19 protein-coding genes are annotated in these 23203 nt (G+C 68.1%); 15 read left to right on the top strand and 4 right to left on the bottom strand.

Going from position 1 to position 23203, the window contains the following annotated elements; genetic code table 11:
- Positions 1-51 precede the first annotated feature (51 nt).
- On the bottom strand, positions 52-1935 hold the full coding sequence (iolD, locus tag OHZ10_RS07180) for a 3D-(3,5/4)-trihydroxycyclohexane-1,2-dione acylhydrolase (decyclizing) (RefSeq protein WP_342704091.1): 1884 nt from the start codon (positions 1933-1935) through the stop codon (positions 52-54).
- Between the two features lie 46 nt (positions 1936-1981).
- Positions 1982-3940, bottom strand: a complete 1959-nt coding sequence (locus OHZ10_RS07185; protein WP_059234798.1) for a bifunctional 5-dehydro-2-deoxygluconokinase/5-dehydro-2-deoxyphosphogluconate aldolase — start codon at positions 3938-3940, stop codon at positions 1982-1984.
- A 306-nt stretch (positions 3941-4246) separates the two neighbouring features.
- Here OHZ10_RS07185 and OHZ10_RS07190 point away from each other — a divergent pair, with 306 nt between their 5' ends.
- The 8 genes from OHZ10_RS07190 to OHZ10_RS07225 all read left to right on the top strand — a co-directional run bounded on the left by OHZ10_RS07190 (position 4247) and on the right by OHZ10_RS07225 (position 13244).
- Complete coding sequence (locus OHZ10_RS07190) at positions 4247-5173, top strand: sugar ABC transporter substrate-binding protein (RefSeq protein WP_059234796.1); 927 nt, start codon at positions 4247-4249, stop codon at positions 5171-5173.
- A gap of 68 nt (positions 5174-5241) precedes the next feature.
- Positions 5242-6825 (top strand): sugar ABC transporter ATP-binding protein, encoded by a 1584-nt coding sequence (locus OHZ10_RS07195; RefSeq protein ID WP_256085896.1) that lies wholly within the window; start codon positions 5242-5244, stop codon positions 6823-6825.
- Between the two features lie 27 nt (positions 6826-6852).
- Positions 6853-7878, top strand: coding sequence for an ABC transporter permease (locus tag OHZ10_RS07200; protein ID WP_059234792.1), 1026 nt, complete (start codon positions 6853-6855; stop codon positions 7876-7878).
- A 47-nt stretch (positions 7879-7925) separates the two neighbouring features.
- The gene (locus OHZ10_RS07205) at positions 7926-8837 is read left to right on the top strand and encodes a sugar phosphate isomerase/epimerase family protein (protein ID WP_059234791.1); all 912 of its coding nucleotides are present in this window, start codon (positions 7926-7928) and stop codon (positions 8835-8837) included.
- Between the two features lie 59 nt (positions 8838-8896).
- The gene (locus OHZ10_RS07210; protein WP_059234789.1) at positions 8897-9910 is read left to right on the top strand and encodes a Gfo/Idh/MocA family oxidoreductase; all 1014 of its coding nucleotides are present in this window, start codon (positions 8897-8899) and stop codon (positions 9908-9910) included.
- Positions 9911-9949: 39 nt separating this feature from the next.
- Positions 9950-10876 (top strand): TIM barrel protein, encoded by a 927-nt coding sequence (locus tag OHZ10_RS07215; protein WP_059234786.1) that lies wholly within the window; start codon positions 9950-9952, stop codon positions 10874-10876.
- A gap of 31 nt (positions 10877-10907) precedes the next feature.
- Positions 10908-12080, top strand: a complete 1173-nt coding sequence (locus OHZ10_RS07220; protein WP_174994415.1) for a Gfo/Idh/MocA family protein — start codon at positions 10908-10910, stop codon at positions 12078-12080.
- Between the two features lie 279 nt (positions 12081-12359).
- A complete protein-coding gene (locus OHZ10_RS07225; RefSeq protein ID WP_059234782.1) occupies positions 12360-13244 on the top strand; it encodes a MurR/RpiR family transcriptional regulator in 885 nt (294 codons plus the stop codon).
- A 57-nt stretch (positions 13245-13301) separates the two neighbouring features.
- On the opposite strand, the gene OHZ10_RS07230 is transcribed toward OHZ10_RS07225, so the two are convergent.
- Positions 13302-14822: a CoA-acylating methylmalonate-semialdehyde dehydrogenase gene (locus tag OHZ10_RS07230; protein ID WP_342704093.1), complete on the bottom strand. Its 1521-nt coding sequence runs from the start codon at positions 14820-14822 to the stop codon at positions 13302-13304.
- Positions 14823-14931: 109 nt separating this feature from the next.
- Here OHZ10_RS07230 and OHZ10_RS07235 point away from each other — a divergent pair, with 109 nt between their 5' ends.
- The 7 genes from OHZ10_RS07235 to OHZ10_RS07265 all read left to right on the top strand — a co-directional run bounded on the left by OHZ10_RS07235 (position 14932) and on the right by OHZ10_RS07265 (position 22230).
- The gene (locus tag OHZ10_RS07235) at positions 14932-15867 is read left to right on the top strand and encodes a LysR family transcriptional regulator (protein ID WP_059234778.1); all 936 of its coding nucleotides are present in this window, start codon (positions 14932-14934) and stop codon (positions 15865-15867) included.
- 124 nt (positions 15868-15991) lie between these two features.
- Entirely contained in the window at positions 15992-16219 is a 228-nt protein-coding gene (locus OHZ10_RS07240) for a sulfurtransferase TusA family protein (RefSeq protein ID WP_006402122.1), read from the top strand.
- A 195-nt stretch (positions 16220-16414) separates the two neighbouring features.
- Positions 16415-16849: a peptidase gene (locus OHZ10_RS07245; RefSeq protein WP_174994650.1), complete on the top strand. Its 435-nt coding sequence runs from the start codon at positions 16415-16417 to the stop codon at positions 16847-16849.
- A gap of 268 nt (positions 16850-17117) precedes the next feature.
- Positions 17118-17822 carry a response regulator transcription factor gene (locus OHZ10_RS07250; RefSeq protein ID WP_006490421.1) on the top strand — a complete coding sequence of 235 codons (705 nt, stop codon included), beginning with the start codon at positions 17118-17120 and terminating at the stop codon, positions 17820-17822.
- The gene (locus OHZ10_RS07255; protein WP_174994649.1) at positions 17819-19180 is read left to right on the top strand and encodes a FecR family protein; all 1362 of its coding nucleotides are present in this window, start codon (positions 17819-17821) and stop codon (positions 19178-19180) included. The genes OHZ10_RS07250 and OHZ10_RS07255 overlap by 4 nt, the downstream gene beginning before the upstream one ends.
- 10 nt (positions 19181-19190) lie before the next feature.
- A complete protein-coding gene (locus OHZ10_RS07260; RefSeq protein WP_059234773.1) occupies positions 19191-21578 on the top strand; it encodes a CHASE2 domain-containing protein in 2388 nt (795 codons plus the stop codon).
- A gap of 37 nt (positions 21579-21615) precedes the next feature.
- Positions 21616-22230: a DUF4136 domain-containing protein gene (locus OHZ10_RS07265; protein ID WP_174994648.1), complete on the top strand. Its 615-nt coding sequence runs from the start codon at positions 21616-21618 to the stop codon at positions 22228-22230.
- Between the two features lie 52 nt (positions 22231-22282).
- Here the strand turns inward: OHZ10_RS07265 and galU are convergent, their stop codons facing one another.
- Positions 22283-23167 carry a UTP--glucose-1-phosphate uridylyltransferase GalU gene (gene galU / locus OHZ10_RS07270; protein WP_059234769.1) on the bottom strand — a complete coding sequence of 295 codons (885 nt, stop codon included), beginning with the start codon at positions 23165-23167 and terminating at the stop codon, positions 22283-22285.
- Positions 23168-23203 lie beyond the last annotated feature (36 nt).

Consider the following 23203-nt stretch of genomic DNA (forward strand, 5'->3'; position numbering starts at 1 on the left):
TTGGTTCGAATGATGGGGGGTGCGGGGCGGGTTCGTGGACAGCGTTCGTAGTCAACGCCGCTGCCGGGTCTTCGCGTCGAGATACGCGCGGTGTGCGGCGTCGACGCCGGTGCGTTCGGACACCTGCGGCACCGCGACTTCCCACCACGCGCCGCCGTCGTCGGTCGTGCGCCGGTGCGTGGTGTCGATCACGAGCACCTGGCTCTTCTTCGCCGCGCGGGCGCGCGTCATTTCCCGGCGTAGCTCGGCGATGTCGCGCACGTGCACGGCTTCGGCGCCCATCGCGCGGGCATGCATCGCGAAGTCGATCGTCGAGCGCTCGCCGCCTTCCGGCACGCAGTCGTCGAGCATGTTGTTGAAGCTCACCCCGCCGCAGTTCAGCTGCAGCCGCTCGATGCAGCCGTAGCCGCGGTTGTCGAGGATCACGACGATCAGCTTGCGGCCGAGCATCACGGACGTCGCGAGTTCGGCGTTGAGCATCATGTACGAGCCGTCGCCGACGATCACGATCACTTCGCGTTCGGGCCGCGCGAGTTTCGCGCCGAGGCCGCCTGCGACTTCGTAGCCCATGCACGAGTACGCATAGTCCATGTGATAGTTGCCCGGCACGCCGCTGCGCCACAGCTTGTGCAATTCGGCCGGCAGCGTGCCGGCCGCGCAGACGACGAGATCGTCGCGTGCGCTGTCGCGTCCCGCGTCGGCCGCGGAGTCGCGCACCGCGCCGATCACTTCCGCGTCGTACGGCAGCGTGTCCGCCGGAATGCGCGTCGTCAGCTCGGTGACGCGCGCGTTCCACGCGGCGGCCTGGTCGCGATTCGAGGCCGTCCACGCGGGGTCGGCATGCCAGCCGGCCAGCGCGGCCGACAGCTGGCCGAGGCCCGTGCGTGCGTCGGCGATCAATTGCCGGCCGCGTTTCTTGCCGGCGTCGAACGGCTGCACGTTCAGGCTCAGCAGCGTCGCGTTGCCGAACAGCGCATGCGAGCCGGTCGTGAAATCCTGCAGCCGCGTGCCGACCGCGAACACGACATCGGCCTGCGCGGCCGCGCGGTTCGCGGCGGGCGAACCCGTTACGCCGATCGAGCCGAGGTTCAGCGGGTGATCCCACGCGAGGCTGCCCTTGCCGGCCTGCGATTCGGCGACCGGCACGCCGTGCGTGTCGGCGAACGCGCGCAGCGCGTCCCACGCCTGGCTGTACAGCACGCCGCCGCCAGCGACGATCAGCGGCTTCTTCGCGGCTTTCAGCACGTCGAGCGCGTCGGCGAGTTCGAGCGCGTCGGCCGGCGGCCGGCGCATCCGGATCACCGGCGGCGCGAAGAAATCCTCGGGCCAGTCGTATGCGAAGGTCTGCACGTCCTGCGGCAGCGCGAGGCACACCGGGCCGCACTGCGCGGGGTCGGTCATCACCTGGATCGCGCGCGGCAGCGCGACGAGCAGCTGCTCGGGCGACGTGATGCGGTCGAAGTAGCGTGTCACGGGCCGGAAGCAGTCGTTCGCGCTGACGTCGCCCTGTTCGAAATCCTCGACCTGCTGCAGCACCGGGTCGGGCAGCCGCGACACGAACACGTCGCCGGGCAGCAGCAACAGCGGCAGCCGGCCGACGTGCGCCAGCGCGGCCGACGTCAGCATGTTGGTTGCGCCGGGGCCGATGCTCGACGTCGCGGCCATCATCCGCTGGCGGAAATTCGCTTTCGCGAACGCGACGGCCGCGTTGGCCATCCCTTGCTCGTTGTGTGCGCGGAACGTCGGCAGCCGGTCCTGCTCGGCATGCAGCGCTTCGCCGAGCCCGGCCACGTTGCCGTGGCCGAAGATCGCGAACACGCCGCCGCAGTACGGCAGGATTTCGGTCCGGCCGTCGGGCTGGACGACTTCGGCGCGCAGGGCGGCCAGGTAGCGCACGAGCGCCTGGCTGACGGTCAGTCTCACGGTGGTGGTCATCGTCGGTCGATAGAGAGGAATCGGGTGGTCGTCACGGGCACGGTCATCAGGCTGCTGCGGCGGCGCGCGCGGCGGCGCGGCGGCCGAGCCACGCGTCGACCAGTTGCGCGAAATTGCCGGCCACTTCGTCGATCAGCGCCTGGTCGTCGATGCGGCCGGCGAACCAGTTCAGCGACGCATCGGCCCACAGCGTGCGCCCGACCATGAAGCCCTTGACGATCGGGTTGGTCGCCGAGCGGAAACTGTCGACGAGGTATTGCAGCGGCTGGTTCAGGCCGAGGATCACCGCGCCGCGGCAGTGCGGGTCGCGCTCCGCGATCAGCGCGGCGAGCCGTGTCCAGCCGTCCGCGCTCAGCGGCGTGAGCTTCCACCATTCGGGCTTCACGCCGAGGTTGTAGAAGCGCGCGACCGTGCGCAGCACCGCGTCGTCCTCGGTGCCGGCCGGCGTGACCGCGCGCGGCGGAATCATTTCCAGCAGCAGTTCGTTGCCGCTGGCCCGCGTGGCTTCCCACAGTTCCAGCACGCGCTGTTCCTGTTCGACGCGCAGGTCGACGTCGTCGTCGGGGTGATAGTGGACGAGGCACTTCACGACCTGTTCGGTCGGCCAGTGCGTGAGCGACGAGCCGACCGAGCGCGTTTCGTCGAACCGCAGCGGCCGCGAGCCCGGCAGCTCGACCGGGCGGCCGACCCACCAGCCGCGCCCGGTGGCCGACGCGAGTGCGTCGCTGCCGTAGGCGCCGCCGTCGATCAGCACGCCGACGTGGCCTTCGATATGACGATCGCGCTCGACCTGCTCGACCGCACGCACGAGCAGCCGCTTCAGCGTCTTGACCCGCGCTTCGTCCGCGCCGGCCTGCACCGCGAGTTCGTAGAACTGGCTGCGATGGTCGAATGCCATGACGCACAGGTCGTCCCATTCGCGGCGCGGCACCGTCACGCGATGCAGGTGCGCGAGCGTGCGGTCGGCGTCGACCACCGGATTGCGGCTGCCGTCGAACCAGTGCGCGAGTTCGGCCGGCGTCGGCATCGCGGCCGAGCACGCATGGCGCGACACGACGATCGCGCCGCACGCGTTCGCGATGCGCGTCGATTCGCCCCAGTCGCGCCCGCGCAGCAGCCCCGACAGCAGGCCCGACAGGAACGCGTCGCCCGCGCCGAGCACGTTGAGCACCTCGACACGTTCGCCGAGGAAGGTCGGCGCGTCGTCGATGCTGGCCGGAATGCCGCCTTCGATCACGCAGCAGCCGAGCGCGCCGCGCTTGACGACCAGCGTCGCGTTCGTGATCGCGCGCACCGCTCGCAACGACCCGGTCAGGTCGTGCGGCACGCCGCCCGCGATCAGGAATTCCTCTTCGGTGCCGACCAGCAGGTCGAATTCGCCGAGCACCTGCTGCAGTTGCCGCGTCACCTGCGCGTCCGGCACGTAGCGGTTTTCGCCCGCGCCGCGCGCGGTCAGGCCCCACAGCACGGGGCGGTAGTCGATGTCGAGGATCCGCACGACGCCGTGGCGGCGCGCATAGCCGAGCGCGGTCAGCGACGCTTCGCGCGTGGCCGGTGTCGACAGGTGCGTGCCGGTGATCGCCAGCGCGCGGCAACCGGCGATGAAATCCTCGCTGATCTCGTCGGCGCGCACGGCCATGTCCGCGCAGTTTTCGCGCACGAACAGCAGCGGAAACGTGTCGCGATCCTTCAGCCCGAGCAGCACCAGCGCGGTGAGGCGCTCGCGGTCGGTCTGCAGCTGGCTCGTGTCGCAGCCTTCGCGCTCGAGCGTTTCGCGCAGGAAGCGGCCCATCTGCTCGTCGCCGACGCGCGAAATCATCGCGGTCTTCAGCCCGAGCCGGGCGACGCCGAACGCGACGTTGCCCGACGAGCCGCCGAGATACATCTGGAAGCTGCGCGCGTCTTCGAGGCGGCTGCCGTACTGCTGCGCATAGAGATCCACGGCCACGCGGCCGAGGCAGGCGAGATCGATGGGGCGGTCACTCGGAAAGTTCAGCAGGCTCATATCACGTGTCACGCTCGCGGCCGGCGTTCGGCGCTGCCGGCAGATTAGGGGACCGATCCTGTGGCCACGGTCCGCAACGTGCGCTGCACGACGCGGGACTGCCTGCCGCAGGAAATCGGGCTACGAACGCAGTCTAGACTTTTTGGAAATCCAGTTCCCTAGGTGAAATCACGTAGAAATAAATTTCCAAATTTTCGAGGAAGTGATCTACAGTTTCATCCGGATGCTTCAGTCCGTATCGGACTCGGCCCGGCGGCGCGCAACGCGCCGTCTTCCGCCCCCCGGAGATGAGGAGACAGATTGATCATGAAGACCAAGCTGATGGCCGTCGCGGCCGCCGCGATCCTGGCTGCGCCGCTCGCGCATGCCGAGAAGATCGGCGTGACGATGGCATCGTTCGACGACACGTTCCTGACCATCCTGCGCAACAGCATCGCCGATTCGGCGAAGAAGGACGGCGCGACGGTGCAGATCGAGGACGGCGGCAATGACGTCGGCAAGCAGTTGAGCCAGGTCCAGAACATGATCGCGCAGAAGGTCGACGCGATCATCGTGAACGCGGTCGATACCGACGCGACGCCGAAGATCACGAAGATGGTGACCGCCGCGAAGATTCCGCTCGTCTACGTGAACCGCAAGCCGGTCGACTTCGACAAGCTGCCGGCGGGTGTCGCGGTCGTCGCGTCCGACGAGAAGCAGTCGGGCACGCTGCAGGCGCGCCAGGTGTGCAAGCTGCTCGGCGGCAAGGGCGACCTCCTCGTGCTGATGGGCGAGCTGTCCAACGAATCGGCGCGCGCCCGCACCAAGGACATCGAGGACGTGATCGCGACGAAGGATTGCTCGGGCATGAAGATCGTCGACAAGCGCGAAGGCAAGTGGAGCCGCACGCAGGGCCAGGACATCACGATGAACTGGCTGAGCTCCGGGACGAAGTTCGACGCGATCGTGTCGAACAACGACGAAATGGCGATCGGCGCGATCAATGCGCTGAAGGCCGCGCGCAAGTTGACGCCGAAAACCGTCGTCGCGGGTATCGACGCGACGCCGGACGGTCTCGCGTCGATGAAGGCCGGCGAGCTGAAGGTGTCGGTCTACCAGAATGCGGCCGGGCAGGGTGCGCAGGCGGTGGCCGCCGCGCTCAAGCTCGCGAAGAAGCAGCCGGTCGACCGCTACGTGAACGTGCCGTTCGAGCTCGTGACGCCCGAGAACATGAGCCAGTACGCGAAGCACTGACCGGTGATCCGTTGAACTGCGCGGGCCCGGCACGGCCGGGTTCGCGCGCGACTTGTCGAGGAACGTCCATGTTTACAGCCAGAGTCGCGCGCCCGATGGCCGGCGGCGACGCGCCGGCCGCTTCGTCCGGCGCGGCCGGCCAGTCCGGTGCGCCGGCTTCTTCCGCGGCCGACTGCGTGCTCGAGGTGCGCGGCGTCGGCAAGTCCTTTCCCGGCGTCGTCGCGCTCGACGGCGTGCAGTTTCGCGTGCGCCGCGGCACCGTTCATGCGCTGATGGGCGAGAACGGTGCCGGCAAGTCCACGCTGATGAAGATCATCGCGGGCGTCTACACGCCCGACCAGGGCGAGATCCTGATCAACGGCGAACCGGTCGTGCTGAACGGCCCGCTCGATGCGCTCGACCGCGGGATCGCGATGATCCACCAGGAACTCAACCTGATGCCGTACATGACGGTCGCGGAGAACATCTGGATCCGCCGCGAACCGAAGAACCGCTTCGGCCTGATCGATCACGCCGAATTGCGCCGCCGCACGGCCGCGCTGTTCGAGCGGCTGTCGATCGACATCGATCCGGAAACCGACGTGCGCACGCTGACGGTCGCGAGCCGCCAGATGGTGGAGATCGCGAAGGCCGTGTCGTTCGACTCCGACGTGCTGATCATGGACGAGCCGACCTCCGCGCTGACCGACAAGGAAGTCACGCACCTGTTCCGGATCATTCGCCAGCTGCGCGAGCAGGGCAAGGGCATCGTCTACATCACGCACAAGATGAACGAGCTGTTCGAGATCGCCGACGAGTTCTCGGTGTTCCGCGACGGCAAGTACATCGGCACGCATGCCTCGAGCGACGTCACGCGCGACGACATCATTCGCATGATGGTCGGGCGCGAAATCACGCAGATGTTCCCGAAGGAAGAAGTGCCGATCGGCGATGTCGTGCTGTCGGTGAAGGATCTCGGCGTCGACGGCGTGTTCCGCGACGTGAGCTTCGATCTGCGCGCCGGAGAAATCCTCGGCGTCGCGGGCCTCGTCGGCTCCGGGCGCTCGAACGTCGCGGAGGCGCTGTTCGGCGTCGTGCCGGCCACGTCGGGCGAGATTCGCATCGACGGCAAGCCGGTGCGGATCGCGACGCCCGCACAGGCGATGAAGCATGGGATGGCGTTCCTCACCGAGGATCGCAAGGACAGCGGCTGCTTTCTGAATCTCGACCTGCTCGCGAACATGGAAGCGGCCGTGCTCAGCAGCCGCTACGTGAAATTCAACTTCGTGCAGCAGGCGCAACTGAAGCGCGACTGCGAGGAAATGAGCCGGACGCTGCGCGTGAAGTCTCCGGGGCTGCACGAGGAAATCCAGAACCTGTCGGGCGGCAACCAGCAGAAGGTGCTGATCGGCCGCTGGCTGCTCACGCAGCCGCGCATCCTGATCCTCGACGAACCGACGCGCGGCATCGACGTCGGCGCGAAGGCCGAGATCCACCGGCTCGTCAGCGCGCTCGCCGGCAAGGGCGTCGCGGTGCTGATGATCTCGTCGGAGATGCCGGAAGTGCTGGGGATGAGCGATCGCGTGATGGTGATGCACGAAGGGCGCATGACCGGCATCGTCGATCGCAAGGACGCCGACCAGGTCCGCATCATGGATCTCGCGTCGCGCTGAGCCGTAACAAGATTGGAGACAACTGAAATGGGCAACCTGAACCCGGTCGCGGATGCGCAGACCATGACACTCAAGTCGCGGCACACGAAGTGGCCGCCCGAGCTGAGCATCTTCCTCGTGCTGGTCGGCATCAGCCTGTTCTTCGAGATCGTCGGCTGGATCGTCGTCGGCCAGAGCTTCCTGTTCAACGCCGAGCGGCTCGAGATCATCGTGCTGCAGATGGCCGTGATCGGCATCATCGCGGTTGGCGTGAACCTCGTGATCATCACCAGCGGGATCGACCTGTCGTCGGGATCGGTCGTTGCCGCCGCTGCCGTCGTATCGGCGAGTCTCGCGCAGGTGTCGGATTTCCCGCGCGCGGTGTTTCCGCACCTGACCGACCTGCCGATCATCTGGCCGGTGCTAGCCGGCGTGTGCGTCGGGCTGCTGGTCGGCCTGCTGAACGGCACGCTGATCGCGATGACGGGGATCCCGCCGTTCATCGCGACGCTCGGCACGATGGTTGCCGCGCGCGGCTTCGCGAAGTGGTTCACCAACGGGATGCCGGTGTCGATGCTGACCGACCCGTTCGCGGCGATCGGCGCGGGCGCCAATCCGGTGATCATCTTCCTCGTGATCGCCGCGATCTTCCACGTCGTGCTGCGCTACACGCGCTTCGGCAAGTACACCTATGCGATCGGCGCGAACCGCCACGCGGCCGTCGTGTCGGGCATCAACGTCACGCGGCACCTGATCTTCGTCTATGCGATCGCGGGCCTCCTGAGCGGTATCGCAGGCACCGTGACCGCGGCACGCGCGATCTCCGGCCAGTCGGGCATGGGCGTGATGTACGAGCTCGATGCGATTGCGGCTGTCGTGATCGGCGGCACGTCGCTGTCGGGCGGCCTCGGCCGCGTGACGGGCACCGTGATCGGCGTGCTGATCCTCGGCGTGATGACGTCGGGCTTCACGTTCATCCGCATCGACGCGTATTACCAGGAGATGGTGAAGGGCGCGATCATCGTCGCGGCCGTGATCGCCGACCAGTACCGCAACAAGAAGACGCGCCGCTGAGCGGACGCACGCGTCGAGCCGGTAACCGCATTCGCGAAGGAAGCCTGATGAAGATCGCGCTGGACCCTTACATGATTCGTCACCTGCCGCTCGACCGGCTGCCGCACGCGGTGGCCGAGCTCGGCTACGACCAGATCGAATTGTCGCCGCGCAGCGACTTTCTCGACTGGTGGGTGATGCCGCGCGCGACGCGCGAGCGCATGGCCGCGTTCCGTCAGGCGATGCGTGCGAGCGGCGTCGGCCTTGCGTCGCTGCAGCCGATGTACCGCTGGGCGAGCCCGTTCGAGGACGAGCGGCAATGGGCCGTGCGGTGCTGGAAGAAGGCGATCGAAGTGGCGGTCGAGATGGAGTGCGCGCTGATGGTGTCGGAGTTCGGGCGCGGCGCGTCGCCCGAGCGTTCGGTCGGCGAGCGGCCGGGCGCGAACCCGAAGGAGCTGTGCGAGGCCGCGTGGTTCCGGTCGATGGACGCGCTGCTGCCGATCCTCGAGCGCGAACGCATCGTGCTGTCGGTCGAACCGCATCCGGAGGACTGGATCGAGCAGCTGCAGCCGGCGATCGACATCGTCACGAATCTCGCTTCGCCGTCGCTGAAGCTGTCGTACATCGCGCCGCACACGTTCTACTACGGCGACGACATGGCCGTGATGATCGCGCAGGCCGCGCCGCTCCTGGCGCACGTGCGCGTGGCCGATACCTTCGACCACCGCAAGAGCAGCCAGCTGCGCTACATCGTGAACCCGCCCGGCTCGACCCAGATCCGCGTGCACCAGCATCTCGACATCGGGCAGGGCGAGATCGACTGGGACCTGTTTTTCGGCGCCCTCGGCGCGGCAGGCTTCGACGGCGTGATGTCGTCGTGCGTGTTCGCGTGGGAGGACCGCGCGGAGGTGTCGTCGCGTTACATGCGCGACACGATCCAGCGCTACGTCGATCGTCATTTCGATCGCACCGCGCGCTGACCCAATGCTGACCGGCGCGGCACGGGCCGCGCCGCTGATGAACGACTGGAGACTCGTAGATGACCTTGCAAATCGGCGTGATCGGCTGCGGCGCGATCGGCCAGGACCATATCCGCAGACTGACCCGCACGCTGTCCGGTGCACGCGTCGTGGCCGTCAACGACATCGATCCGCAGCAGGCGCGCGACGCGGTGTCGAAATACGGCCTCGATGCCGAGATCTACGGCGACGGCCATGAAGTGGTCGCGGCTGCCGACGTGCAGGCCGTGCTCGTCACGTCGTGGGGGCCGACGCACGAAGCGTTCGTGCTCGACGCGATCGCGCACGGCAAGCCCGTGTTCTGCGAGAAGCCGCTCGCGGTGACGGCCGACGGCTGCATGCGGATCGTCGAAGCGGAAGTCGCGCACGGCAAGCGGCTCGTGCAGGTCGGCTTCATGCGGCCGTACGACGAAGGCTATCGCGCGCTGAAGCGCGTGATCGACAGCGGCGAGATCGGCGCGCCGCTGATGCTGCATTGCGCGCACCGCAACCAGTCGGTCGGCGAGCGCTACACGACCGACATGGCGATCACCGATACGCTGATCCACGAACTCGACGTGCTGCGCTGGCTGCTCGGCGAAGACTACACGAGCACGCAGGTCGTCTATCCGAAGAAGACGCGCCATGCGTCCGCGCATCTCGCCGATCCGCAGATCGTGCTGCTGGAAACCGCGAGCGGTGTGCGCATCGACGTCGAGATCTTCGTGAACTGCCAGTACGGCTACGACATCCAGTGCGAGGTGGTCGGCGAGCAGGGCATCGCGAAGCTGCCCGATCCGCCGGCCGTCGGGCTCAAGCATGCGGCGCGGCAGTCGGTCGAGATCATGACCGACTGGAAGGAGCGTTTCATCGCGTCGTACGACGTCGAGCTGCAGGCGTTCATCGACGGCGTGCGACAGGGCGCGCTCACCGGGCCGTCCGCATGGGACGGCTACGCGGCGGCGGTCGCGGCCGACGCCTGCGTGCGGGCGCAAAAGAGCGGCGCGGTCGAGCCGATCGCGATGGCCGAGCGTCCCGCGTTCTATCGCGGCTGACCCGAGGCCGCGCGCCACTGACCTGCCGGGAAGACCGACATGACGATGAAGATTGGTTGCGCCCCGTGCTGCTGGGGCGTCGACGACGTGAAGAACCCGCATCTGCCGCCGTGGCGGCATGTGCTCGCCGAGGCCGCGCAGGCCGGCTACTCGGGCATCGAGCTCGGGCCGTACGGCTATATTCCGCTCGAACTCGACGTGGTGAGCGCGGAACTCGAGCGGCAGCGCCTGAGCATCACCGCCGGCACGATCTTCGACGATCTCGTGTCGCCGGAGAACCTGCCGAACCTGCTGCGCCAGACGCGCGACATCTGCGCGCTGATCACGCGGCTGCCGAAGCTGCCGACGCAGGATGGCCAGCGTTACGCGGCGCCATACCTGGTCGTGATGGACTGGGGGCACGAGGAGCGTGACTACGCGGCCGGTCATGCCGATCGCGCGCCGCGGCTGTCCGGCGAGCGCTGGGCGGGCATGGTCGACCATATCCGGCAGATCGCGACGATCGCACGCGACGAATTCGGCGTGCGCGCGGTGATCCATCCGCATGCGGGCGGCTACATCGAGTTCGCGGACGAGATCGACCGGATCGTCGCCGATATTCCCGCCGACACGGCCGGCCTCTGTCTCGACACCGGCCACCTGCATTACTCGGGCATGGACCCGGAAACGTGGCTGCGTCGCCACGCGGCGCGTCTCGACTACGTGCATTTCAAGGATATCGACGCGGCCGTGTACGACACGGTGATGGGCGAGCACATCGCGTTCTTCGCCGCATGCGCGCGCGGCGTGATGTGCCCGATCGGCACCGGCGTGCTCGACTACCGTTCGATCCGCCAGGCGCTCGACGACATCGGCTACGCCGGGTACATCACGATCGAACAGGAGCGCGATCCGCGCAATGCCGGCACGAGCCTGCGCGACGTCGCCGCGAGCCGCGCGTTTCTCGCGTCGGCCGGTTTTGCATGACCCCTGAACCCGCACCAGGAACACCACCATCATGATTGACGGACAGATTCTGCTTGGACATTCGATTCGCTGGGGCATGGTCGGCGGCGGGCTCGGCAGCCAGATCGGCTACAGCCACCGGTCGGCCGCGTTGCGCGACGGCAGCTTCCAGCTGGTCGCCGGCGCATTCGACATCGACCCCGAACGCGGCCGCCAGTTCGGCGTGAAGCTCGGCGTCGCGGCCGAGCGCTGCTATCCCGACTACGCGACGATGTTCGACGCCGAGGCGCGCCGCCCGGACGGTATCCGCGCGGTGTCGATCGCGACGCCGAACAACACGCATTTCGAGATCTGCCGCGCCGCGCTGCATGCGGGGCTGCACGTGGTCTGCGAGAAGCCGCTGTGCTTCACGACCGAGGAGGCCGAGGCGCTGCAGCGCCTGTCGGTCGAGAAGAACCGGATCGTCGGCGTCGCGTACGGCTATTCCGGACACCAGATGATCGAACAGGCGCGCGAGATGATCGCCCGCGGCGATCTCGGCGAGATCCGCATCGTGCAGATGCAGTTCGCACACGGGTTCCACAGCGAGGGCGTCGAGGCCGCGAGCGCGGCCGCGCGCTGGCGCGTCGACCCGAAGTTCGCGGGCCCGAGCTACGTGCTCGGCGACATCGGCACGCATCCGCTGTACATCTCCGAGGTGATGGTGCCCGGGCTGAAGATCCGGCGGCTGATGTGTTCGCGGCAGAGCTTCGTGAAGAGCCGCGCACCGCTCGAGGACAACGCGTTCACGATCATGGAATACGACACCGGCGCGGTCGGCTACGTGTGGTCGAGCGCGGTGAACGCGGGCTCGATGCACAGCCAGAAGGTGCGCGTGATCGGCTCGAAGGCGAGCGTCGAATGGTGGGACGAGCACCCGAACCAGCTGCGCTACGAAGTGCAGGGGCAGCCCGCGCAGGTGCTCGATCGCGGGATGGGCTACCTGCACCCGGCGGCACTGCGCGAGGACCGCATCGGCGCCGGGCATCCGGAAGGGCTGTTCGAGGCGTGGTCCAATCTCTACGCGCGCTTCGCGCTCGCGATGGATGCGGCCGATCGCGGTGACGTCGACGCATTGAAGCAGATCCGTTATCCGGACGTTCATGCGGGTGTGGAAGGTGTCCGCTGGGTCGAGAATTGCGTGCGCTCCGCCGACGCGGGCAGCGTGTGGGTCGACTATCGGTGAGCAGGGCAGGCCGGCTGCGCGGGCGACGCCAGGTTGCCCGTCGACAGCCGGCCTCGGTACACACCCTAATCTTTACGACGCCGCGAGAGCGTTGGACAATCGCTTCCAGTCTTGCCGTGGAGCGTGTGCAAGTGATGATCGAGCGCGTGGGAGCGAGCGCGCGGCGCGGGCCGTGCCGCAAACGTGATTAAATTCGCCCTTCATGCATGTATCCAGTCGAGTCCCGGGCCGCGCCTGCCAGTATCGCGCGCATCGGGGCCGTCAACTTCGCGCTATCCGATGAGTTCATCCGAGAAACCTCCCGCCACCGTCGAGCAGTTCCTGCAGCATCTGACGCAGGAATACGACGGCCTCAGCAATCGCCTGAAGGTGATTGCGCGCCACGTGGAAACGCATCGGGACCAGCTTGGGCTGGAAGGCATCCAGTCGCTCGCGGAGGCGTGCGGCGTCCAGCCGTCGGCCGTCGTGCGTTTCGCAAAGCACTTCGGCTTCTCCGGGTTCTCGGAGATGCAGCGGCTGTTCCGCGAAGGGCTCGCGCAGCAGATCGCGCCGGGGCGTGCCTACAACCTGCGGCTGCGCGACGTGATCGAAGCGGGCTCGTCGAGCCTGCAGCCCCAACAGATCGCCGACGAATTCATCAAGGGCAGCATTGCCGGCATGCAGCAGCTGCGGCAGACGCTCGATTCGCAGGCGCTCGCGCAGGCCGTCGACCTGCTCGCGAACACGCAGGCGATCTGGATTGCCGGTTCGCGGCGCGCGTTTCCGATCGCCGTGTATCTCGACTATGCGCTGCAGCACACCGACAAGCGCATCGGGCTGTTCAGCGCGCTCGGCAGCATGCATCTCGGGCAGATCCGCTCGGTGCGCGAGGGCGACGTGATGATCGTGATCTCGTTCATGCCGTATGCGGAGGAAACCGTCCAGGTCGCGCAGCAGGCCGTGCAGCGCGGCGCGCGCGTGATCGCGATTACCGACAGCCGGATGAGCCCGCTCGCACGGGAGGCCGAGGTGACGCTGATGGTGCAGGACAGCGAGACGTTCGGCTTTCGCGCGCTGACGGCCACGATGGGCCTCGCGCAGAGCCTGTTCGTCGCGCTCGCGTACCGGCTCGAACTGTCGTACCTGCCGACCGCCGATGGCGCGCACGGCTCGAAAGCCGGTTGACCTTGACTGCCGGCGTACCGCCCGCGACCCCGATCGGCGGGCGGCACACCGGCCGGCTTACTTCGCGGTCGGCATCGCGAATTCGGCGCCCTTGCCGATGCTCGACGACCAGCGCTGCATCACCGACTTCTGGCGCGTGTAGAAACGCACGCCTTCCTCGCCGTACGCGTGCATGTCGCCGAACAGGCTCTTCTTCCAGCCGCCGAAGCCGTGCCAGGCCATCGGCACCGGGATCGGCACGTTGATGCCGACCATACCGACCTGGATGCGCCGCGCGAATTCGCGCGCGATGCCGCCGTCGCTCGTGAAGCACGCGACGCCGTTGCCGAACTCGTGCGCGTTGATCAGGTCGACCGCTTCGCCGAAATCCTTCGCGCGGACGCAGCCGAGCACCGGCCCGAAGATTTCTTCCTTGTAGATCCGCATGTCGGGCGTCACGTGATCGAACAGCGTGCCGCCGGTGAAGAAGCCGGCCTCGCGGCCCGGCACGCGCAGCCCGCGGCCGTCGACCACCAGTTGCGCGCCTTCGTTCACGCCTTGCTCGATATAGCCTTCGATGCGCTTCAGCGCTTCGCCGGTGACGATCGGGCCCATCTCGACTTCCGGCGACATGCCGTCGCCGATCACCAGCTGGCGCGCACGCTCGGCCACCGCCGGCACGATCCGGTCGGCCACATCGCCGACCAGCACCGCGATGCTGATCGCCATGCAGCGCTCGCCGGCCGAGCCGTACGCGGCGCCGATCAGCGCGTCGACGGCCTGTTCGATGTTCGCATCGGGCATCACGACCAGATGGTTCTTCGCGCCGCCGAGCGCCTGCACGCGCTTGCCCGACTGCACCGCGCGCTGCTGCACGTAGGCTGCGATCGGCGTCGAGCCGACGAAGCTGACGGCCTGCACGTCGGGGTGGTCGAGCAGCGCGTCGACCGCACCCTTGTCGCCCTGCACGACGTTGAACACGCCGGCCGGCAGCCCGGCCTGCGTGAGCAGGTCGGCGATGAACAGCGCGGCCGACGGGTCGCGCTCGCTCGGCTTCAGCACGAACGTGTTGCCCGTCGCGATCGCGACCGGGAACATCCAGCACGGCACCATGCACGGGAAGTTGAACGGCGTGATGCCCGCGACGACGCCGAGCGGCTGGCGCATCGTCCAGTTGTCGATGCCGGTGCTGACCTGGTCGGTGAAGTCGCCCTTCAGCAGTTGCGGCACGCCGCACGCGAATTCGACGATGTCGATGCCGCGCGCGACTTCGCCCTGCGCGTCGGAGAACACCTTGCCGTGCTCGGCCGTGATGATCGCCGCGAGCGTGTCGCGGTGCTCGTTCATCAGCTGCAGGAAGCGGTGCAGCACGCGTGCGCGGCGGATCGGCGGCGTCGCGGCCCAGGCCGGGAACGCGGCGTGGGCCGATGCGACGGCCTGCTGCACTTCGCTGTCGTCGGCGAGTGCGACGCGGCGTACCGCGCGGCCGAGCGCCGGATTGAGCACGTCCTGGAAGCGGCCGCTGCGGCCGGCAACGGGCGCGCCGTCGACATAGTGGCCGACGTCGGCGTCGGACGTGTACGCGGGAACCGGATTCATCGTGTCTCCTGGGGGTGAGGGGGGAACAGGACCCAGTCTAGGGAAACCGGCAGGGCGGGAGAAGGCCGCGAAACTTGATTCACTGTTCAGAATTCTGAATAATCAGTGGATGAATCAGCAAAATGTCCAGGCGCTCTGGCCGCATATCCATTCGCTGACGGTGCTGGCCGCGGCCGGCAGTTTCACGGCGGCCGCGCAGCGGCTCGGCATCAGCAAGGCCGCGATGAGCCAGCGCATCGCCGATCTCGAAAAGGCGGCCGGCGTGCCGCTCGTGCGCCGCACGACGCGCAGCGTGCGGCTCACCGACGCGGGCCAGACGCTCGTCGACAGCACACGCGACGCGTTCGAGTCGATCGGCCAGCACTTCGCGCGCGTGAAGGATCTGGCCGGCGAGCCGCGCGGGCTGCTGCGCGTGACGGTGCCGGTCGCGCTCGGGCGCCAGCAGGTCGTGCCGCACCTGCCCGATTTCCTGCGGCAGCATCCGGGCGTGCAGATCGAGCTCGACCTGTCGGACCGGCTGCATTCGCTGACGCAGGAAGGCTTCGACCTCGCGATCCGTCACACGACCACCGCGCCGCAAACCCACGTCGCGTGGAAGCTGTGCGACACGCGCTCGCTGCTCGTCGCGAGCCGCGACTACCTCGACGCGCGCGGCGCGCCGCGTCATCCGAACGAACTCGTCGACCACAGCTGCCTGTGCTACCTGCGCGACAACGAGCCGGCCGCCTGGAGCTTCGAGCTGCACGGCCGGCGGCGCGAGCGCGTGAGCGTGCCGGTGCGCGGCAGTTTCGCGGCGAACAACAGCGAGGCGATGCGCGAGGCCGCGCTCGGCGGGCTCGGCATCGCGCTGCTGCCGGATTTCAGCGCGCAGCGCGATCTCGACGCCGGACGGCTCGTCGCGCTGCTCGACGGCTGGCGGCCGTCGGGCGCGTTCGGCGATCACATCTTCGCGATCCGCCCGTACAGCCCGGTCGTGCCGAGCGCGGTGCGCGCGCTCGTGCGGCACCTGCGCGAACGGCTCGCGGGCGGTTTCGCGGGCGCGTGAGCGCGGCGCCCGCAGGCGCCGGGCCGCGGGCCGCGGGCGGCCCGGGCAGGCGCGGCGGCGCTGCGGTAAAATCGCGGCTTCCTCCCGCGCCATGTGTGGCGCGTCATTCGAAGGTCGAAAGCCGATGCAGATTCACAAGGAAGTGGATGCGCGCGGGCTCAATTGCCCGTTGCCGATCCTGCGTGCCAAGAAAGCGCTCGCCGATATGGAAAGCGGACAGATCCTCAAGGTGCTTGCGACCGATCCGGGCTCGCAGCGCGATTTCGCCGCGTTCGCGAAGCAGACCGGCAACGAAATCGTCGAATCGACGACGCAGGACAAAACCTTCGTGTTCCTGATGCGCCGCCGCTGACGGCCGCATCGCCCGTCATGCCGCGCCCGCGCGCTGGCCGGGCCTCTCTGACAATTCTTAAACCTCGCCATGCGACGGGCTGCGTATACTGACCCGGCCGGTCGTCCGCTCCCAGCGGAGGCGCCGGCCACGGTACGTCGCAAGGCGGGCACGGGGGCCATGCCTGACGCTACCGTCGTACAACGGGGAGAGGACATGTCCTTCAGACCAGGGACCCTTCGAAGTCCGTCCGGAGCGGAAAGCATTGCGCCCGCGCGCAGATCGGAATTGAGCCGGATCGAGCTCGATCCGCAACAGGACCGCCACGCGCGTGCCGCGCTGGAGGCGTATGCAGATTCGGCCGCGGCCGAGATGCCGTGGCTGGCCGAGTGGCTCGACGAACGGCTGCGCGATGCCGCGCAGGACGACGGCTCGGGCCTGACCTACTGCGGTGCGACGGTCGAACGCGTGTTCGATCTGGCGCAGGCGTGGGCGGCGGGCCAGCCCGACTACGCGGCCGGCGCGTGGGAACGGGTGCGCGGCCAGCTGCAGCGGATGCTTGCGCAACCGCCGCTGCCGGAGCCGCCGTCGCCACGCGTGCCGTCCGACGATTTTGCCGAGCCGGTGGCCGGCATCGCGGGTGCCGATTAGGCGTCCGATTGCGCAACAGAAAGGATTATTCGAAGAAAGGACGATAGTCCGCGCAATTTCTTGGCGAATTTCATACTACTATGATGAAATCGCCGGTTCGTCCGTGCCCCGTTTTTGAGATATTTAGCCGGGGTCGCCGGTTTGCGCAGGTGGCGCGAACGGCGAACGACGGCTCTCCGGCCGATATCCGGATGCCGCGTGCGTGCTGCGCGGCCGGGGGCAGGCGCGGGAGCTGAATGGACGAATCGCTTTCGATTTGCGGGGTGCTATGAGAATTGCTGTACTGGATGACGATCCGGCCCAGACGGATTTCGTCAGTCAAACGCTGACGGCCGTTGGCCATACGTGCTATGCGTTCAAGGAAGGCAAGGCCCTGAAGAAGCGTCTGCAGCGCGAGACGTTCGATCTGCTGGTGCTCGACTGGAACGTACCCGACATGTCCGGCGAGGAAGTGCTCAAGTGGGTGCGTGCCAACCAGACCGAGCACAGCCTGCCGATCATCTTCATGACGAGCCGCGACGACGAGGCGGGGATCACGCAGATCCTCAACGCCGGCGCCGACGACTACGTGGTCAAGCCCGTGTCGGGCCCGATCCTGCGCGCGCGCATCGGCTCGCTGCTGCGTCGCGCGTATCCGGTCAATGCCGAGGCGACGGTCCGCGAATTCGATCAGTTCCGTTTCGACGTGAACCTGAAGCAGGCGTACGTCGGCGACAAGGCCGTGAGCCTCACGCAAAAGGAATTCGAACTCGCGCTGCTGCTGTTCCAGCATCTCGACCGGCCGCTGTCGCGCGCGCACATTCTCGATCTCGTGTGGAAGCAGGCGACCGACATTCCGTCGCGCACGATGGATACGCACATTTCGATGCTGCGCACCAAGCTCGGCCTGCGGCCCGAGAACGGCTACCGTCTGGCGCCGATCTACGGGTACGGCTACCGGCTCGAACGGGTCGGCCAGGGAGAACCGGAGTGACCACGCGAATCACGCAGCGCACGGCAAACCTGCGCACGGCGGCGCTGCGCGCGGCGTGCGCGGTCGCGGTTGCGTTCGCCGCGCAGCAGGCCGCGGCACAGCCGCCCGCTGCCGCGGGCAAGATGGTCGTCTATCGCACGCAGGCGGGCGACACGCTGTACGACGTCGCCGCGCGCTACCTGCAGGGTGCGGACGACTGGCAACTGCTTCAGCAGATCAACGGCGTGCCGGCGCCGAAGCACCTGCAGCCCGGCATCGCGCTGAAGCTGCCGGTCGCGCGCCTGCGCAAGGAAAAGCTCACCGCGCGCGTGATCGCGGTGCAGGGCACGGCGGAACGCGCGTCCGGCGACGCCTACGCGCCGCTCGCGAACGATGCGACGCTCGCCGAAGGCGATCGCGTGCGCACGGGCCCGAACGGCTTCGTGACGCTGGAGCTGGCCGACGGCACGCACATGAGCCTGCCGCCCGACAGCCAGCTCGACCTGAAGTCGCTGCGCCGCACCGTGCTGACCGGCACGCTCGATCGCGAATTCGAACTCACGCGCGGCTCGGTCGACAGTGAAGTCACCCATTTGAAGAAACGCGACGACCGCTTCCAGATCCGCTCGCCGTCGGTCGTGGCCGGCGTGCGCGGCACGCACTTTCGCGTGAACTACGACGCGGCCGGCAATGCATTGACGCGCGTCGAAGTGCTCGACGGCACCGTCGGCGTCGCAGGCGGCCGGCAGGCGGCCGATCCGACGCTCGTGCACGCGAATTTCGGCAGCGTCGCGACGTCGTCCGGCGCGGTTGGCGCGCCCGTCGAGCTGCTGGCCGCGCCCGCGCTCGCGCATCCGGACAAGGTGCAGGACGAGCCCGACGTCGCGTTCGACGTCGCACCGCTCGCGCAGGCGCATGCATATCGCGTGCAGCTCGCGCACGACGCGGGGCTGCTCGACCTGTTCCGCGAAACCCGCACCGATTCGCCGCGCGCGGTGTTCCGCGACGTGCCGAACGGGAACTACTTCGTGCGGATCGCCGCGATCGATGCGAACGGCCTCGAGGGGCGCCCGCGGACCTACGCGTTCGAGCGCCGTGTGATGGGCCTCGACGCGAGCGCGTCGCAAGGCGCCGGCGGATACGAGTTCCGCTGGTCGCCGAACGGTTCGGGCAAGGATGCGCGCTACCGGTTCGTGCTGTCGCGCTCGAAGGACCTGAGTGCGCCGGTCGTCGACCAGGTCGGCCTGCATGCGCGCCAGCTCACCGTCGCGCATCTGCCGCCGGGCGACTATTTCTGGGCCGTGACCGTCGAGGAATTCGAAGGCGGCAAGTTCTACGAGAAGACCAGTCCGGTCAGCGCGTTCACGCTGTCGCGCTGACCCGCGGCGCATGAAACCCGACTCCGTTTCCCCGCGGCGGCGGCTCGGCCGCCGCTTCCTGATCGAGTGGATCGCGATCGGCTGCCTCGGGATCGCGGTGATCCTCGTGTGCGCGCTCGGCCGGCTGTCGTCGAGCGTCGACGGGCTGATCTACGACCGGCTGCTGATGCTGCGCAGCCTGCCGCTGTCGCCCGACGTGGTGGTGGTCGACATCGACAACCAGAGCGTGTCCGCGCTCGGCCGCTGGCCGTGGCCGCGCGACGTGCATGCGCGGCTGCTCGACACCCTGGCGCGCGCGCAGCCGGCGGCGGTCGTCTACGACGTGCTGTTTACCGAACCGTCGCCGGAGGATCGCGCGTTCGCGGACGCGATGAGCCATGTGCCGACCTTCCTGCCGGTGCTGTTGAGCCCGGAGCAGGAGGACGGCACCCGGTCCGTCGATCCGCCGGTCGCCGCGCTCGCGGCGCGCGCGACGGGGCTCGGTCACATCAATCTCGAAGTCGATCGCGACGGCATCGTGCGCAGTGTCGCGCTGTTCGAAAGCGACGGCCGCGTGCGCTGGCCGCAACTGATGGTGCCCGTGTACCGCGCAATCCAGGCCGGCCGGCTGCATCCGGTCGGCGGCACGCCCGGCCCGAACGCGCACGACCTGTCGCGCGACGCGGCCGGCGAGGCCCGCTACCTGATTCCGTTCAGCCGCAACACGCCCGCGTATCCGACGCTGTCGTTCGACGACGTGCTCGAAGGGCGCGTGAAGCCCGACGCGCTGCGCGGCAAGATCGTCGTCGTCGGCGTGACGGCGTCCGGGCTGTACGACCGCTTCGCGACGCCGGTATCCGGCGAGTTCGGCCCGCTTGCCGGCGTCTATATCCATGCGAACGTGCTCGACATGCTGGCGACCGGCAGCGCGATCTCGCCCGCATCGCGCGTGGGGCTGTTCATCGCGTCGCTGCTGCCGCTCGCCGTACTGCTCGGCGGCTTCCTGATGCTGTCGCCGTGGCGCTCGCTGCTGCTGACCCTGAGTCTGGCCGCGCTCGCCGTCGTGGCGAGCCTGGCGCTGCTGTTCGAGGCGCGCATCTGGTTGTCGCCGGCCCCCGCGATCTTCGGGCTGGTCGCCGTCTACCCGATCTGGAACTGGCGGCGCCTCGAGATGACGATGTCGTACCTGCGCCGCGAGCTGCAGCGGCTCGCCGACGAGCCGCACCTGCTGCCCGAGGCGCCGCGCACGCGCAGTGTCGGCGGCGATGTGCTGGAGCGGCAGATGGCGCTGATGGCACAGGCCGCGCAGCGCGTGCAGGACATGAAGCGCTTCGTGTGGGACAGCCTCGACAGCATGCCCGAGCCGATCTTCGTGACCGACCTCGCCGGCACCGTGCTGATCGCGAACCATGCGGCGAAGCGCTACGGCTCGCGGCTCGCGCTGCCGCTGCCGGAAGGGCGGCCGTTGCGCACCGCGCTCGGCGAGCTGACGTTCATGAAGACGGTCGACGGCAATGCCGAGCACGACGCGGCGATTCGCGAGCACTGGCCGGCCGTGCTCGACCCGACGCTCGAGGCCGAGCACGATGCGATGGCGCGCGGCATCGAGGTGCGCGATCGCGACGGGCTCGACCATCTGTTACGCTACGCGGCGTGTACGAACGCGCAGGGCCGGGTGACGGGCTGGATCGCCGGCCTCGTCGACGTGACCGAGCTGCACGCGGCCGAGCGGCAGCGCGAGGAAGCGCTGCACCTGCTGTCGCACGACATGCGCTCGCCGCAGTCGTCGATCCTCGCGCTCGTCGAGATCGAGCGCGACCGCGTCGAGACCGATGCGGTGCGCGCGCTGCTCGCGCGGATCGAGCGCTATGCGCATCGCGCGCTGTCGCTTGCCGACGAGTTCGTGCAACTGGCGCGCGCCGAGTCGCAGGTCTACCAGCTCGAGATCACGAGCCTCGTCGACGTGCTGATCGATGCGAGCGACGAGGTGTGGCCGCAGGCGCAGGCGAAGCATATCCGCGTCGAGACCGGCGTCGGCACCGACATGTGCTGGGTGCGCGCGGACCGCTCGCTGATCACGCGCGCCTTTGTGAACCTGCTGAACAACGCGGTCAAATACAGTCCGTCCAACACGGTGATCACGTGTACGCTGACGGTCGAGCACGCGTCGAAGCGGTTGTTCTGTACGATTCGCGATCAGGGATACGGCATTGCGCCGGAAGATCAGCGGCATCTGTTCGAGCGTTTCAAGCGATTCCATGCCGGCGAGCGGCCCGAAATTTCGGGTTCCGGGCTCGGCATGGCGTTCGTGAAGACGGTCGTCACGCGCCATGGGGGCAGCGTGTCGGTCGACAGCGAAGTGGGTGTCGGCACCGCGGTGACGGTGTCGCTGCCCGCGATCGACGAGCCGTCCGCCTGACAGGGCCGGGCACGACGGCAGGCATTTGGGGAAAGCCATGAGAAAGGAATGGGCAGCGGCCGCGCTGGCGGTGTCGCTGTTGACGGGTTGCGCCGGCGTGACGAGCGGCGTGAGCGCGGTCGGGCAGCCGAATGCATTTGCATCCGGTGCGCACGGCTACGAATTCGCGCGGACGGCCGCGCAGGCGGGCGATGCCGAGTACCGGCAGATCGAGACGCTGGTGCGCGACGAGCTTGCGCACCGCGGCTTCGACGCGCAGTCGCTCAAGGACGCGCGCTACCGGCTGTCGATCGCTTACGCGACGCAGCCGGCGTCGGTCGCGACGAGCGCCGACCGGTGCGGCGCCGCGAGCAGCGCCTGCGTGACGGTCGACGGGCCGGCGCCGTTCGCGCTGCCGTTCATGGGCCGTGTGTACCGCCATGTGCTGACGCTGCGTTTCGTCGATGCGAAATCGGGCGCCGACGTCTATCGCGTGTCGGCCGCGCTGCGCGATCGCGACCCCGGCACGCAGCAGGCCGCGCCCGCGCTCGTGAAGAGCGCGCTCGCGAAGGTGCCGTTCGGCGACGGCAGCGGCTGGCTCGTCAAGACGAAAAAAGACGACGCGGGCGGGATGCCGGGCGTCGTCTCGGTGAAGCCGGCCGAAACGCGCTGAGCGCCGGCCGGTGTGGTGAGGGCGGGCCCGCCGGGGCGAGCCCTTGCCGCGTTCAGGCGGCCGGTTGCGTGCCGCCGCGCGTGCGCAGGTACGCGTCGAATTCGGCGCTGACTTCCGGGTGGCGCAGCGCGAATTCGACCGTCGCCTTCAGGTAGCCGAGCTTGCTGCCGCAGTCGTAGCGCGTGCCCTGATACTTGTAGGCCAGCACCTGTTCGTCGGCGAGCAGCGCCTGGATCGCGTCGGTGAGCTGCAGCTCGCCGCCCGCACCGGGCTTCAGCGCACGCAGGTGCTCGAAGATCCGCGGCTTCAGGATGTAGCGGCCGACCACGCCGAGGTTCGACGGCGCGACTTCCGGCGCCGGCTTCTCGACGATCGCCGACATCTTGACGATCGACTCTTCCCATTCCTTGCCGTCGACGATCCCGTACGACTTCGTTTCCGACGGCGGGATCTCTTCGACGCCGATCACCGAGCTGTGATAGTGGTCGAACACGTCGACCATCTGCTTCATGACCGGCGGGTTGCCGTCGAGCAGGTCGTCGGCGAGGATCACCGCGAACGGGTTGTCGGCGACGAGCTTCTCCGCGCACAGCACCGCATGGCCGAGGCCGAGCGCTTCCGGCTGGCGCACGTAGAAGCAGTCGACGTGACTCGGCTTGATGCTGCGCACGAGTTCGAGCAGCTTTTCCTTGCCGCGCGCTTCGAGTTCGGCCTCGACCTCGTACGACTTGTCGAAGTGATCCTCGATCGCCCGCTTGCTGCGCCCGGTGACGAAGATCATCTCGGTGATGCCGGCGGCGATCGCTTCCTCGACAGCGTACTGGATCAGCGGCTTGTCGACGACCGGCAGCATTTCCTTCGGGCTCGCCTTAGTTGCCGGGAGGAACCGCGTGCCGAGACCGGCAACGGGGAATACCGCCTTGGTGACTTTCAACATGATCGAACCTTTATTCCTGTAATCGACTTGTCAGAC

The sequence above is a fragment of the Burkholderia arboris genome, assembly GCF_038723655.1.
In the GTDB taxonomy this organism is placed as follows: Bacteria; Pseudomonadota; Gammaproteobacteria; order Burkholderiales; family Burkholderiaceae; genus Burkholderia; species Burkholderia arboris.